Raw genomic sequence first — 13,283 nt, 5'->3', positions numbered from 1 at the left:
GATCGCGCGGCTCGAGCCTTGCCGGGTTTTGATGCGGGAATCCGTTGGCTCGCCAGGCAACCGGCCCTGAGGGCTCCTTCCCTTCTCCCCCTGTCGGAGAAGGTGCAGTCAAAACGGATAGTGCTGCCCCGGATCCTCGATGGTTAGCCAGCGCAGGTCGGTGAACTCGGCAATCGAGGCCTTGCCGCCGAAGCGGCCGTAGCCTGAACCCTTGACGCCGCCGAACGGCATTTGCGCCTCGTCGCCGACGGTCGGGCCATTGATGTGGCAGATGCCAGCTTCGATGCGCGCGGCAACCGCCATGGCACGGCGGATGTCGCGGCTGAACACGGCTGAAGACAGGCCGTATTCGGTATCGTTGGCGACACGTACCGCTTCGTTCTCGCCCTTGACGCGGATCACCGGCTTGACCGGGCCGAAAGATTCTTCCGAATAGGCGCGCATTGCCGGCGTCACGTGGTCGAGCAATGTCGCCTCGACCACGGTTCCGGTGCGCTTGCCGCCGGCCACAAGCCTGGCGCCCTTGGCGACGGCGTCGGCAACCAGTTCTTCCATCTTGTCGGCGGCCTGGCTGCTGATCAGCGAACCGAGCACGACATGGCCGCGCGGGTCGCCGGCCGGCAACTGCGCCGCGCGGACGGCGAGCTTGGCGACGAATTCGTCGGCGACCTTTTCATCAACGACCAGACGCTCGGTCGACATGCAGATCTGGCCCTGATGCATGTAGGCGCCGAAGGTCGCCGCATTGACCGCCGCATCGATGTCGGCATCGTCGAGCACGACCAGCGGCGCCTTGCCGCCGAGTTCGAGCAGCGCCGGCTTCAAGTGACGGCCGGCGAGTTCGGCAATGATTCTGCCGACCTTGGTCGAGCCGGTGAAGTTGACACGCCTGACTGCAGGGTGCGCGACCAGTGCCTCGACGATTGCCGCTGCGTCCTTGGGGTCATTGGTGACGACATTGATGACGCCCTTGGGCAGGCCCGCCTCGACCAGCACCTGGCCGATCAGCCGGTGTGTGCCGGGGCACATTTCGGAGGCTTTCAGCACAACCGTGTTGCCGCAGGCGATCGGCATGGCGATGGCACGGGTACCGAGGATGACCGGCGCATTCCACGGCGCGATGCCGAGGCAGACGCCGGCCGGCTGGCGGATCGCCATGGCCAGCGTGCCGGGCTTGTCGGAGGGAATGACCTCGCCCGAAATCTGCGTCGTCATGGCGGCTGCCTCGCGCAGCATTTTGGCGGCGAGCATGACGTTGAAGCCGGCCCAGGGGCCGGTCGCGCCGGTTTCTTCCATCATCAATTTGGTGAATTCGCCGACCTTGGAGTCCATGACATCGGCCGCCTTGGACAGCAAAGCGCGGCGCTCGCCCGGGCCGGTCTTCGACCACGTCTTGAAAGCGGCAGCAGCGGCTTCGACAGCGGCATTGGCGTCGGCGATGCTGGCTGCGGCAGCGCGGGTCGCCAGCTTGCCGGTGAACGGGTCCATGCGCTCGTAAGAGGCTGAGCCGGAGGCATCCCTTTTGTCGCCGTCGATCAGAAGTCCGATGTCCATTGTTCTCTCCCTCGCTCGCCGTGGAGCGTCTTTTCTATCTATTATCGACCACGATCTGATCCGAACACCGGCTCCCACTTTTCGGGATCATGGTCTAGAAGCCGAGTACCTCGGCATTGATCGATGCTTCAAGCCCACCGTCAACCGGCACATTGACGCCGTTGACCCAGCGTGCGCCGTCCGAGCACAGGAACAGCACGACAGGCGCGATGTCGCCCGAGGTTCCGGCGCGCCCGACCCTGGCGATGTCGCTGTCCACGCGGGCGTCACCCAGCACATTGCGGAACTGTTTGAGGATCGGCGTCTCGACCGGGCCGGGGCTCACTGCATTGACGCGGATGCCGCGGCTCCTGAACAGATCCTGATGTGCGGCGCGCTGCGTCCACAACAGCAGCAGCTCCTTGGAAACGGGATAGCCTTCCTCGTTCTTCACCTGATGGTCGGCGATCATCTTCGCCACATCGGGAAAGCCTTCGATGCCGACCATCGATGCCGCGCGGTTGAGATTGGCGCGCCAGCCATAGCCGGCGATCGAGGCGACGTTGACCACGGCGCCGCCTTCACGAAGTCTTGGTGCGAGGCCTTCCGAGAGCGCGCGCAGGCCGTAGAAGTTGACGGCCAGTGTCGACACCGCACCGGTGTTGCCGGGGAGGCCGGCGACATTGCAGAGCGCATCGATGCGCTGCGGCAGGCGCCCGAGGAGATCGTCGACGCCGGCCTTGAACGAGATGTCGGCCTTGACGAAGAAGCCGACCGGTGCGGCAGGTTCACGCACGTCGACGCCGATCACGTCAGCGCCCAGTTGGCCGGCAAGTTCGGCCGTGCGAGCGCCGATACCAGAGGCGACACCGGTGATGAGGATGGTCTTGCCGAACAGCATGGTCACGCCTTTTCTGGATGCGTTGCGGCCTGTTGCGGCGAGGGCGCCGCGTCGCCATCTGCGGCGTTTGGCGGGAGCCTGACGCGATAGCCGACCGGCAGCAGGCGCAGGCCAAAGCGCTCCTCCAGCGTTCCCCACAGGCCGCGCGGCAGGAAGAGCGAGAACAGCACCGCCGTGGCGCCGAGGCCGATCAGATACCAGACGCCGGTGCCGCCGAACCAGGTCTCGATGAGGAAGAACAGCAGCGCACCCAGAATGGCGCCCTCGAAGGTGCCGATGCCGCCGACCAGCACCATGAAGATCATGTAGGCGGTCCACTGGACGTTGAAGTAGGTTTTCGGCTGGAAGGTGATCGACGTGGCCAACCACAGCGCGCCGGCCATGCCGATGCCGAAGGCGGCGAGCACGAAGAGCAGCCGCTTGGTTCCGGTGACGCGCACGCCGACCGATGCCGCGGCCTCCTCATTGTCCCTGATGGCGCGGATGGCCGCACCCGTGCTGCCACGCAGCAGGCTAAACAGGGTGGCGAGCAGCGCCGTCATCGCGGCCAACGCCAGCCAGTAGATCGTTGCCCGCCTGGAGCCGGCGTCATAGCCGTTGAGCGAGATCAGCGACGTCCCGGTCTCGCCTTGCACCAGCCGGTCGAGATTGACCAGGAGATGGGTGAGCGCCGCGATCACCCACATGCCGATGGCGAACTCGCCGTTCTTCAGCTTCAGCATGAATAGCGACATTGGCCAGGAGATCGCGCCGACAATGATCGCCGAGACAAACAGAGAAGCGAACGGGTTGAGGCCGGCATCGGCCAGGCGGATGGTGAAATAGGCGCCGAGGCCGAAGAACACTTGCTGTCCCACCGAAACCAGCCCGCCGAAGCCGGCCAGCGCGTTCCACATCGCCGCCAGGATCACATAGATGAACAAGGCGGTCATGCGGTCGACGGCGCCGGCCGACAGGAAATGCGGCGCAACAGCGAGCAGCGCGATGATGACGACGACCGCGATCGCCGAGATGCGCGAGGCGGAGGTGCCGCGCTCGATGACGGGGGCGTTTAAAACCGCACTCATGATGCTTTCCTCGCGGGCAGGCGCAGCAGGCCGCGCAGGCCGAGGCCGGAGGTGGAGAGCCGGATGAACAGCACGATCAGGAAGGTGACATGGCCGCCGATCAGAAAACCTTGCGGATGGATCTGCGCGCCGAGGGTCTGGGCGAGCGCCAGCACGATGCCGCCGACCAGCGTGCCCCATAGCGAACCGGCGCCGCCGATCACCGCCGCCTCGAAAGCGAACAGCAATTGAGGTGCGCCGGTATAGGGATCGAAGGTGGCGCGCATGGCGAGGAAGGCGCCGGCCAGCCCAACGGTGACCATGGCGATGGCGGCGGCGAGGGCATTGGCGCGGCGCGCATCGACGCCGACGAGACCGGCCGTGTCGGGATCTTCCGACGTGGCGCGGATCGAGCGGCCAAGCCTGGTGCGGGTGAGGAACAGCTGCAGTCCGCCAAGCAATATGACGGCGGCGGCGAACATGATCACGGCAAGCTTGCCGACATAGATGCTGCCCGGCCATTCCCAGGAATCGTAGGAGAGGCTGCCGATATAGGGCGCCAGCGAACGTGTGTCGGCGCCGAACTGCTCGAACAGCGCATTGTCGATGACGATGGCGAGGCCGAACGTGGTCAGGATCGGCAGGAGCGCGCCGCCGCGGGCGCTGCGCTCGAGCAGGAAGCGCTGCAGCGCCCAGCCGATGGCCGCCATCAGCGGCAGCACGATGAGCAGGCCGACGAAGGGCGAGATATGGAATTGCGAGGCGAGCCACCACAGCGCGTAGGCGGAAAACACGGCCAGGCTGCCATGCGCGAGGTTGATTATGCGCATCACCGAAAACATGAAGGAGAGGCCGCAGGCGATCAGCGCGTAGTAGCCGCCGAGCAGGATGCCCTGGACGATCTGGTTGCTCATGCCGGCACACTCCCGGCGCTTTTCCTGTGCAGGCCGAAATAGGCTTTCGTCACTTCATCGCGGGACATGCCCTTGCTCGGGCTTTCCAGCGCGACGCGTCCTTCGAGCATGCAGATGACCTTGTCCGAGACCGAGAGCGCGCGATTGAGGTCCTGTTCGACCAGGATGATCGTCGTGCCGGAGCTGATCAGCCCTTGCAGCGAAGCGTATACGCGATCGACCACCAGCGGCGACAGGCCGAGCGAGACCTCGTCGAGCAGCAGCAGCTCCGGATTGCTCATCAACGCGCGGCCGATGGCGGTGGCCTGCTGCTCGCCACCGGAGAGATGCCCGGTCTTGGCGTGGCGGCGCGGCTTCAGATTGGGGAACGTGTCGAGCACTCGTTCCACGCTCCAGTCGCCGGGACGGCCGGCGGCCTTGCCAAGCAGGAGGTTCTCCTCGACCGTCATCTGCACGAACAGTTTTCGCCCTTCCGGCACCAGCGCGACGCCCATGCCGACGCGCTTGTGCGAGGGAACGCCGGTGATATCGGCGCCATTCAGCAGCACGCGGCCGGCCGTCGGCTCATGGGCGCCGGCGATCGCCCGCAGCAGCGTCGTCTTGCCGGCGCCGTTGGCGCCGACCAGCGCCAGCGTTTCGCCGCGCTCGATCGTAAAGCTCACACCGCGCACCGCCTGCAACAGGCCATGGCGGACGACCAGATTCTCGATTGCGAGCAGGCTCATTTCGGGCCTCCGCCGAGATAGGCGCGCACGACTTCCGGGTCGGCCATCACCGCTTGCGGCTCGCCATCGGCGATGATCTTGCCGGCGTCCATACAGATCAGCCGCTCTGCCACCTGCAGCAGGATGTGGACGATGTGCTCGATCCAGACGATGCCGATCTTGCGGCGGCGCAATTCCTTGATGGTATCGACAAGTTCGCTCGCCTCGCCATCGGTCAGTCCGCCGCCGATCTCGTCGAGCAGAAGCAGCGTAGGCCTTGCCGCGAGCGCGCGGGCAAGTTCCAGCCGCTTGCGGTCGAGCAGGCCGAGCGTTTCGGCGCGCCGGTTGGCCACGCCCATCATGCCGCACAGTTTCAGCGCCTCCAGCGCCTCTTCATAGGCCTCGTCGCGGGCGAGACCGGCGCCATGCGACGCGGCAACAAAAACGTTCTCGAACGTGGTCATGCCGCTGAACGGCTTGGGCACCTGGTGCGTGCGCACCAGGCCGAGACGACAGCGCGCTGTAGCCGGCATCGCGGTCACATCGCCACCCTTGAAGGCGACCGTGCCGGCGCTCGGCGGGAAGGCGCCTGACAAGATGCTGAGCAGCGTCGTCTTGCCGGCGCCGTTGGGGCCGACGATGCCGACGGCCTCATCGGCATTCATGGCGAAGTCGACATCGTCGAGCACCACCAGCGCGCCGAAGCGTTTCTGGATGCCGGCAGCGCGGAGGATCGCGGCGTTTGCTGAACCGTTCACGATGCGATCCCCGTAACCGACCGTCAGCTGTTATACGGCTGGAGCTTGGCCTCGACCGGAACCTTCGGGTCGGTGGCGTTCTCGGTCACGACGTAGTCGAGCGGGAATTTGCCGCCTTCCTTGGCCGCCACCCATTGCGTGCCGATGATCGGGCCGGGAGAGACATTGGCGACCGGGCCGCTGGTGAAGTCGACCTTGCCGATCATGGTCTCGGTGTTGAGCGTGCTCAGCGCCTGGGCGACGGCCGCCTTGTCCTTGGCGTCGGTGCTTGCCTTCAGCGCCTCGAAGCCGGCGTCGAGCAGCGACATCGAGGCGCCGAGCTGCTGCGTCCACTGCTTGCCGCTGGCGGCCTCATAACCGTCGGCCAGTTCGATCCCCGAAACGCCGGTCAGCGGCGACTTGTAGGGAAAGGCCTTGTGCCAGTAAGCGGCGCTCGAAATCTTGTTGCCGAGATCGCCGAGCGCCTCGATGTCGGACGGGAACAATCCGGTCTTGGCGACCTGGCAGATCTTGATCTGCTTGATCAGGCCTTGCTGTGCAGCCTGACGCCAGAAGGCGGCGAAGTCCGGCGGGATCGGGAAGGAGTTGAAGATCTCGACGCCTTCCTGCTTGAACAGCGCGATCTGCGAGGAATAGTCGGTGGTGCCGGTCTCGTAGGCGCCGGGATCGACGATGGTGAAACCCTGCTTTGCCAGCAACGGCGCCAGATGGGTGCGGATGGCATTGCCGTCGGCGTCGTTGGGATACATGACGCCGACCTTCTTGTTGGTCTCGATCAGGTTCCATTGCGAGATGTAGGTCCGGAAGAACTCGTCGACGCCGAAGCCGAAATGATAGGTCCATTTGAACGGCGAGGGTTCCCCGGGCTTGGCGCCGCGGCCGAAATACCAGGCCTCCCACGGCATGACGGTGGAGAGGCAAGGCACGCCGGCGGCTTCGCAGGCGTCGGCGACCGGGTTGATCACCTCCGGCGTCGACACCGCCAGCATCAGGTCGACGGCCTGGTTGTTGATGAGGTCCTTGGCGAGCTGGCCGGCGCGGGACGGGTCGGATTGCGTGTCCTGGTCGATGATCTCGACACTGTATTTCTTGCCGCCGATGTCGATGCCGTTGGCGAGCGCCTTGCGGGCGAGGTCGAGCACATAGCCGTCGGTCTGGCCGAAGCCGGCGAGCGGCCCGGTGCGCGGGCTGACAAAGCCGACCTTCAGCGTGTCGGCGGCCTGCGCGAAGGCCTGGCCGCGGCTGAGCGCAAGTGCCGCGCCGCCGGCGAGCGATGTGGCGATGAACTGGCGCCGCGAGACGCCGGATTTGCTTGAGGTCATGCTGGTATTCCTCCCTTTCCTGACGGCACCTGGAGGTCACCGCCGGCCTGCTCAAAATCGATGCCGCCCGTTCTTAAGATCGGAGATCGCCCCGGCAGGCCTTGAGGCGGCAGCGGAACGCCGCCAATGCCGATAACGGCACGATTTCGATCCTCCCATCGTCACAGTGCCCTAGGTGTTTGGTTTGGTAAAATGATATTTTGCGGTGTTTCGTTAACCAACAGGTTATGGAAATACGGCTGAAGGCCCGCTCTGCGCCAGATTGGCGAAAGGTACTCAGGCGTTCTGGCTGGCCGCCTCGCGAATGGTCTGCAGCAGGATGGTGAAGGCCGGCGAAGGCGCAGTGTCGGTCCGCATCGTCAGGCCGACGGGCCCTTTGGTTTCCTCGGTGTTGACGGGCAAGGCGACGAAGGCGCCGCTGGAGAGTTCGTTGGCGACGACGCCGGTCGATATGATCCAGACCGCATTGCTTTGGCGCAGGAAGGCACGGCCGAAGGAATCCGAGACGGTCTCGATCTCGGTCGCAGGCGCCGTCATGCCGTTGGTGATGAACAGGCGGTCGACGAACGGGCGGATGACCGACTCCCGCGTCGGCATCAGCACCGGGAATTCATCGAGCCGGGCGAAGATGTCCTGGCCCGGCTGCAGCAGCGGATGGCCGGCCCTCACCACGAACAGCACCGGTTCGGAATAGAGATGCTCGAAGAAGAAGCCGGTCATGTTTTCCGGCGCCGCAAGCCGGCCGACGACGAGATCGAGCGCACCGACGCGCAACTGTTCCAGCAGGACCGCGTTCTCGCCGGTGACGATCTTGATCGCAGCACCGGTATTTTCACTCAGGAACAGGCTTATGGCGCGTGGCATCACCTTGGCCGACACTGTCGGGAGCGCGCCGATGCGGATCGGATGCCGGTTGATGGCGCCGTCCTGGCGGACGGAATCGACGCCGCGCTTCAGTGCCGTGATCGCCGTGCCGGCATGGCCGAGAAAGATTTCGCCAAGCCGCGTCACCCTGATGCCGCGGCCGTCGCGTTCGACGACAGCGATGCCAAGCGCCTCCTCCAATTCGCGCAACGTCTTGGTCACGGCCGGTGGGCTGACATGGAGAAAGTCGGCCGCCCTCGCCACGCTGCCTTGCCGCGCTACCTCAAGGAATGCCTGCAGGTGACGGAACCTTATGCGGCTTTCGGACATGTTCTCATAACCTAGCAGTTAATGAAACGGCGTAAAATATCATTTTACCAAACCAAATGCCTTGTGCAATGTGAACACGGAGGATCGAAATCGTGCCATTCGTCAACATTGGCGGCATCACGCTGCACCATCGCCATATCAAGGCGAAGGGAAATGCGCGGCCGATCGTGTTCATCAATTCGCTGGGCACCGACTTCCGCATCTGGGACGAGGTGTTGTCCGAACTGGGTGGCGAAATGCCTGTGTTGGTCTACGACAAGCGCGGCCATGGCCTGTCCGACATTGGTGGCGTCAGCTCGATCGACGAGCATGTCGATGATCTGTCGGGCCTGATCGATCATTTCGAACTGAACAATGCGGTGCTGTGCGGCCTGTCGGTGGGCGGCCTGATTGCGCAAGGGTTTTATGCCCGGCGCCCCGAAATCGTCGACGGCCTCATCCTGTGCGACACCGCCCACAAGATCGGCACGGCCGACAGCTGGAACACCCGCATCGAAACGGTCGAAAGCAAAGGCATCCAGGCCATCGCCGATGCCGTGCTCAAAATGTGGTTTACGCCTGCCTTCCACGCGGACCGTGTCGCCGAGCTCGACGGCTACTGGAACATGATGACCCGGCAAGCCGTCGCCGGCTATGTCGGCACCTGCGCCGCGGTGCGCGATGCCGATTTCACCGAGGCCGCGCAGGGGATCGCGGTACCCACGCTTTGCGTCGTTGGCGACCAGGACGGCTCGACGCCGCCGGATCTCGTCCGCTGGCTGGCCGATCTGATCCCAGGCGCACATTTCGAAATCATTCGTGACGCCGCGCACATCCCTTGCGTCGAACAGCCCAAGGCGCTGACCACCCTGATCCGCGATTTCGTCGCGGCGCTTCCCCTGAGAAAGCAGACCCATGGATGAACTGCCCAAAAACGAAACCAGATATCAGACCGGGCTGACCGTCAGGCGCTCGGTGCTCGGCGACCCGCATGTTGATCGCAGCGAGGATGCCGTCACCGATTTCGACCGGCCGTTCCAGGAGCTGATCACCGAGGCAGCCTGGGGCACTGTGTGGGCGCGTCCGGGCTTCAGCAGGCGCGAACGCTCGATCGTGACGCTGGCACTGCTGGCCGCCCTTGGCCATGATGAAGAGGTCGCCATGCATGTGCGCGCCACCGCCAACACCGGTGCGTCGCGCGACGATATCTGCGAAGCGTTCCTGCATGTCGCGATCTATGCCGGCGTGCCGGCCGCCAACCGCGCCTTCAGGATCGCCAAGGAGGTGTTTTCGGAAATGGACGGAAGCAGGGCTGGCCATGCCAGCTGATGCCGGCTCGAACCGCAGGCCCGAGAGCGGAGCCTTCTTCCAGCGCGACCGTGGCTGGCATCCGCCGGCGCTGACGCCCGACTACAAGACTTCGGTGCTGCGCTCGCCGCAAAAGGCGCTGCTGGCCTTCGACAACACGGCGTCCGAAATCACCGGTCCGGTGTTCGGCCACGCCATGCTCGGCGAACTCGACAATGACCTGATCCACAACTTCGCCAAGCCCGGCGAGAGCGCAATCGGCGAGCGTATCATCGTCTATGGCCGCGTGCTCGACGAGCGCGGCCAGGGCGTCTCCGGCGCGCTGCTCGAATTCTGGCAGGCCAATGCAGGCGGCCGTTACCGCCACAAGAAGGACGGCTATCTCGCGCCGCTCGATCCGAATTTCGGCGGCTGCGGCCGCACCATCACCGATGCCGATGGCGGCTATGCCTTTCGCACGGTGAAGCCCGGTCCCTATCCCTGGCCGAACGGGCCCAATGACTGGCGGCCATCGCACATCCATTTCTCGGTGTTCGGCCACGGCTTCGCACAGCGGCTGATCACGCAGATGTATTTCGAGGGCGACCCGCTGATCTGGCGGTGCCCGATCGTGCGCGGTATCCGTGACAAGGCGGCCGTTGAGACGCTGGTCGCGGCGCTCGACATGCAGGCGACGATCCCGTTCGACGCGCGCGCCTACAAGTTCGACATCGTGCTGCGCGGGCGCCGCGCCGCGCTGTTCGAAAACCGGCCGGAGGGCAATTGATGGCGCAATCGCTGACCCGGCTGAAGGAGAGCCCGTCGCAGACCGCCGGGCCCTACGTGCATATCGGGCTGACGCCGAATTTCGGTGGTATCGGCGGCGTCTATCCGACAGACCTCGGCGCGACGATGCTCAACGACAAGACCAAGGGCGAGCGCATCGGTTTGCGCATCCGCGTGCTCGACGGCACCGGCACGCCGCTCAGGGATGCCTTGATCGAAATCTGGCAAGCGGATGCCAATGGCTTCTACAATTCGCCGGCCGAATTGCGCGGCGATGCCGATCCGGATTTTCAGGGCTGGGGCCGTCAGCCGACCGACATGGAAACCGGCCTGTGCAGTTTTCAGACGATCAAGCCGGGACGCGTGCCGTATGGCGACGGCCGGCTGATGGCGCCGCATATCAGCCTGTGGATCGTCGCCCGCGGCATCAATATCGGCCTCCACACGCGGCTCTATTTCTCCGACGAGGCCAAGGCCAATGCCGAGGATCCGATCCTGGCCCGCATCGAGCACAAGGTGCGCGTGCCGACGCTGATCGCCGAGCGGCAAGGCGACAACTATATTTTCGACGTCCATCTCCAAGGGGAGAAGGAAACGGTCTTCTTCGACAGCTGACGGTCAGGAAACCAATGACATGACCGTATCGCCCTTCGACCATCCGCTGCTCTCCGGCCTGCTCGGCGACGAGGAGGCGGCTCGGCATTTTTCGGTGGATGCGGAAATCGCCGCCATGCTCGATTTCGAGCGCGCGCTGGCGCAAGCGGAAGCCGAAAGCGGGACTATCGGCACGGATGCCGCCGCGGCGATTGTACCTGTCCTGTTGTCATACAAGCCGGACACCGCGCGGCTGCGGGCCGGTGTGGCGAAGGATGGCGTGATCGTGCCCGAACTGGTGCGCCAGTTGAAGGCAGCGGTCGGGGCGCCGCACGACGCCGGCGTGCATTTCGGCGCAACCAGCCAGGACGTCATCGACACTGGCCTGGTGCTTCGGCTGCGCCGGCTCATTGAACATCTCGACCTGCTGCTGACTGAAAACATTCTGCGGCTGGTGGGGCTGGAAGAACGTTTTGGCAGCCGTGCATTGACAGCGATGACGCGCATGCAGCCGGCGATCCCAATTCAGGCGTCGGACCGCGTGGCGGTGTGGCGCACGCCGCTGCAACGGCATCAGCAGAGACTGTCGGAGCAATCCAAGCGTCTGATCGTGGTGCAGTTTGGCGGCGCCGCCGGCACGCTGGAGAAGCTGGGCGACAAAGGACCTGCCGTGCGCGCGGCCCTTGCCGCAAAGCTCGGCCTTGGCGACGCGCCGCAATGGCACAGCCAGCGGGATGCGCTGGCCGAATTCGCCGGGCTGCTATCGCTCATCACCGGCAGCCTCGGCAAGTTCGGTCAGGACATTGCGCTGATGGCGCAAGATGGAACCGACATCAAGCTGTCCGGCGGCGGCGGCTCGTCGGCCATGCCGCACAAGCAGAACCCGGTGAAGGCGGAAGTGCTGGTGACGCTGGCGCGCTTCAACGCCACCCAGCTTTCCGGCATGCATCAGGCGCTGGTGCATGAGCAGGAGCGCTCCGGTGCTGCCTGGACGCTGGAATGGCTGCTCTTGCCGCAGATGGCGGTTGCGACCGCGGCTGCGCTACGGCTCGCCGCCGAACTCGCCGGACAGATCGAAAGCCTGGGACACTGATGCGCACCCGGATTGTCATTGTCGGCTCCGGACCGTCCGGGCTGCTGCTTGGCCAGCTTCTCGGCACCATTGGCGTCGAGACGGTGATCCTCGAACGTTCGAGCCGGGAGCATGTGCTTGGCCGGGTGCGGGCAGGGGTGCTCGAACAAGGCACCGTCGAGTTGCTCGAAGAGGCGGGCGCAGCTGCAAGGCTGCATGCCGAGGGCCTGCTGCATGCCGGCATCTCGCTTGCGTTCGGCGGCGGCCTGCACCGGCTCGACCTCACGGCACTGACCGGCGGAAAACACGTCACCGTCTATGGTCAAACCGAAGTGACGCACGATCTGATGGACAAGCGCGAGGCGGCCGGGCTGACCACCGTCTATGAGGCGGCCAACGTCGCGCTGCATGGTTTCGATGGCGAGGCGCCTTACGTCACCTATAGCAAGGACGGCGTCGGCCATCGCATCGACTGCGACTTCATCGCCGGATGCGACGGCTATCACGGCGTCAGCCGCAAATCGGCGCCCGAGCGGGCGCTGAAAACCTTCGAGCGGACCTATCCCTTCGGCTGGCTCGGCGTGCTGGCCGAAGTGCCGCCGGCCGATCACGAACTGGTCTACGCCAACCATGAGCGGGGCTTTGCGCTGTGCTCGATGCGGTCGACGCATCGCAGCCGCTACTATGTGCAGGTTCCCGCTGACGAACAGGTCGAGACCTGGAGCGACGATCGCTTCTGGGACGAGTTGCGCAGTCGCCTGCCGGAACCGACCGCAGCCGCCGTCGTTACCGGCCCGTCCTTCGAAAAATCGATCGCGCCGCTGCGCTCCTTCGTAGCCGAACCGATGCGCTTCGGCCGGCTGTTCCTGGTCGGCGACGCCGCCCATATCGTGCCGCCGACGGGCGCCAAGGGGCTCAACCTCGCCGCCAGCGACGTGCGCTATCTCTTTGCCGGGCTTCGCGAATTCTATCTGGACAAGTCGCCGGCCGGGCTCGACGCCTATTCAGCCAAAGCGCTGGCTCGGGTGTGGAAGGCGGTGCGCTTCTCCTGGTGGATGACGACGATGCTGCACCGCTTTCCCGATACGGGCGAGTTCGGCCAGCGCATCCAGGAAGCCGAGCTCGACTATCTCATGCATTCGCAGGCGGCGTCGACCGCGCTGGCGGAGAACTATGTCGGTTTGCCCTATTAA

Annotated in this window: 14 protein-coding genes; 6 read left to right on the top strand and 8 right to left on the bottom strand. The window is 64.9% G+C overall.

Going from position 1 to position 13,283, the window contains the following annotated elements:
* Window positions 1-108: 108 nt before the first annotated feature.
* From NKI64_RS12540 to pcaQ, 8 genes are all read right to left on the bottom strand, one after another.
* Complete coding sequence (locus tag NKI64_RS12540) at window positions 109-1,554, bottom strand: aldehyde dehydrogenase (protein ID WP_352668201.1); 1,446 nt, start codon at window positions 1,552-1,554, stop codon at window positions 109-111.
* A 94-nt stretch (window positions 1,555-1,648) separates the two neighbouring features.
* Entirely contained in the window at window positions 1,649-2,434 is a 786-nt protein-coding gene (locus tag NKI64_RS12535) for a coniferyl-alcohol dehydrogenase (RefSeq protein ID WP_023824832.1), read from the bottom strand.
* A gap of 2 nt (window positions 2,435-2,436) precedes the next feature.
* Window positions 2,437-3,501, bottom strand: coding sequence for a branched-chain amino acid ABC transporter permease (locus NKI64_RS12530; protein WP_023712120.1), 1,065 nt, complete (start codon window positions 3,499-3,501; stop codon window positions 2,437-2,439).
* On the bottom strand, window positions 3,498-4,394 hold the full coding sequence (locus NKI64_RS12525; RefSeq protein WP_352668198.1) for a branched-chain amino acid ABC transporter permease: 897 nt from the start codon (window positions 4,392-4,394) through the stop codon (window positions 3,498-3,500). The genes NKI64_RS12530 and NKI64_RS12525 overlap by 4 nt, the downstream gene beginning before the upstream one ends.
* Entirely contained in the window at window positions 4,391-5,119 is a 729-nt protein-coding gene (locus tag NKI64_RS12520; RefSeq protein WP_352668196.1) for an ABC transporter ATP-binding protein, read from the bottom strand. Before NKI64_RS12520 ends, NKI64_RS12525 begins: the two co-directional genes overlap by 4 nt.
* Complete coding sequence (locus NKI64_RS12515) at window positions 5,116-5,856, bottom strand: ABC transporter ATP-binding protein (RefSeq protein ID WP_023668149.1); 741 nt, start codon at window positions 5,854-5,856, stop codon at window positions 5,116-5,118. Before NKI64_RS12515 ends, NKI64_RS12520 begins: the two co-directional genes overlap by 4 nt.
* 23 nt (window positions 5,857-5,879) lie before the next feature.
* Complete coding sequence (locus NKI64_RS12510) at window positions 5,880-7,178, bottom strand: ABC transporter substrate-binding protein (RefSeq protein ID WP_352668194.1); 1,299 nt, start codon at window positions 7,176-7,178, stop codon at window positions 5,880-5,882.
* Window positions 7,179-7,454: 276 nt separating this feature from the next.
* Complete coding sequence (gene pcaQ, locus NKI64_RS12505; RefSeq protein WP_023685275.1) at window positions 7,455-8,372, bottom strand: pca operon transcription factor PcaQ; 918 nt, start codon at window positions 8,370-8,372, stop codon at window positions 7,455-7,457.
* A gap of 92 nt (window positions 8,373-8,464) precedes the next feature.
* Between pcaQ and pcaD the strand changes: the two genes are divergently transcribed.
* From pcaD to pobA, 6 genes are read left to right on the top strand one after another with little or no spacing between them, the layout of a single operon-like run.
* A complete protein-coding gene (gene pcaD / locus NKI64_RS12500; protein ID WP_023696241.1) occupies window positions 8,465-9,274 on the top strand; it encodes a 3-oxoadipate enol-lactonase in 810 nt (269 codons plus the stop codon).
* A complete protein-coding gene (pcaC, locus tag NKI64_RS12495; RefSeq protein ID WP_023685273.1) occupies window positions 9,267-9,680 on the top strand; it encodes a 4-carboxymuconolactone decarboxylase in 414 nt (137 codons plus the stop codon). Before pcaD ends, pcaC begins: the two co-directional genes overlap by 8 nt.
* Window positions 9,670-10,425: a protocatechuate 3,4-dioxygenase subunit beta gene (gene pcaH, locus NKI64_RS12490; RefSeq protein ID WP_352668190.1), complete on the top strand. Its 756-nt coding sequence runs from the start codon at window positions 9,670-9,672 to the stop codon at window positions 10,423-10,425. Before pcaC ends, pcaH begins: the two co-directional genes overlap by 11 nt.
* Window positions 10,425-11,039: a protocatechuate 3,4-dioxygenase subunit alpha gene (pcaG, locus tag NKI64_RS12485; RefSeq protein ID WP_023685271.1), complete on the top strand. Its 615-nt coding sequence runs from the start codon at window positions 10,425-10,427 to the stop codon at window positions 11,037-11,039. The genes pcaH and pcaG overlap by 1 nt, the downstream gene beginning before the upstream one ends.
* A 19-nt stretch (window positions 11,040-11,058) precedes the next feature.
* On the top strand, window positions 11,059-12,111 hold the full coding sequence (locus NKI64_RS12480) for a 3-carboxy-cis,cis-muconate cycloisomerase (RefSeq protein WP_023815842.1): 1,053 nt from the start codon (window positions 11,059-11,061) through the stop codon (window positions 12,109-12,111).
* Complete coding sequence (gene pobA / locus NKI64_RS12475; RefSeq protein ID WP_352444539.1) at window positions 12,111-13,283, top strand: 4-hydroxybenzoate 3-monooxygenase; 1,173 nt, start codon at window positions 12,111-12,113, stop codon at window positions 13,281-13,283. Before NKI64_RS12480 ends, pobA begins: the two co-directional genes overlap by 1 nt.

The sequence above is a fragment of the Mesorhizobium sp. M0478 genome (genome assembly GCF_040321305.1).
GTDB lineage: Bacteria > Pseudomonadota > Alphaproteobacteria > Rhizobiales > Rhizobiaceae > Mesorhizobium.
Note: the sequence above shows the minus strand (reverse complement) of the source record. Positions and strands in the feature narration are given on the sequence as shown.

Bases quoted from the DNA above. Each gene is read 5' to 3' on its own strand.
- NKI64_RS12540 (WP_352668201.1), bottom strand. From the start codon at position 1,554: ATGGACATCGGACTTCTGATCGACGGCGACAAAAGGGATGCCTCCGGC.
- NKI64_RS12535 (WP_023824832.1), bottom strand. From the start codon at position 2,434: ATGCTGTTCGGCAAGACCATCCTCATCACCGGTGTCGCCTCTGGTATC.
- NKI64_RS12530 (WP_023712120.1), bottom strand. From the start codon at position 3,501: ATGAGTGCGGTTTTAAACGCCCCCGTCATCGAGCGCGGCACCTCCGCC.
- NKI64_RS12525 (WP_352668198.1), bottom strand. From the start codon at position 4,394: ATGAGCAACCAGATCGTCCAGGGCATCCTGCTCGGCGGCTACTACGCG.
- NKI64_RS12520 (WP_352668196.1), bottom strand. From the start codon at position 5,119: ATGAGCCTGCTCGCAATCGAGAATCTGGTCGTCCGCCATGGCCTGTTG.
- NKI64_RS12510 (WP_352668194.1), bottom strand. From the start codon at position 7,178: ATGACCTCAAGCAAATCCGGCGTCTCGCGGCGCCAGTTCATCGCCACA.
- pcaQ (WP_023685275.1), bottom strand. From the start codon at position 8,372: ATGTCCGAAAGCCGCATAAGGTTCCGTCACCTGCAGGCATTCCTTGAG.
- pcaC (WP_023685273.1), top strand. From the start codon at position 9,267: ATGGATGAACTGCCCAAAAACGAAACCAGATATCAGACCGGGCTGACC.
- pcaH (WP_352668190.1), top strand. From the start codon at position 9,670: ATGCCAGCTGATGCCGGCTCGAACCGCAGGCCCGAGAGCGGAGCCTTC.
- pcaG (WP_023685271.1), top strand. From the start codon at position 10,425: ATGGCGCAATCGCTGACCCGGCTGAAGGAGAGCCCGTCGCAGACCGCC.
- NKI64_RS12480 (WP_023815842.1), top strand. From the start codon at position 11,059: ATGACCGTATCGCCCTTCGACCATCCGCTGCTCTCCGGCCTGCTCGGC.
- pobA (WP_352444539.1), top strand. From the start codon at position 12,111: ATGCGCACCCGGATTGTCATTGTCGGCTCCGGACCGTCCGGGCTGCTG.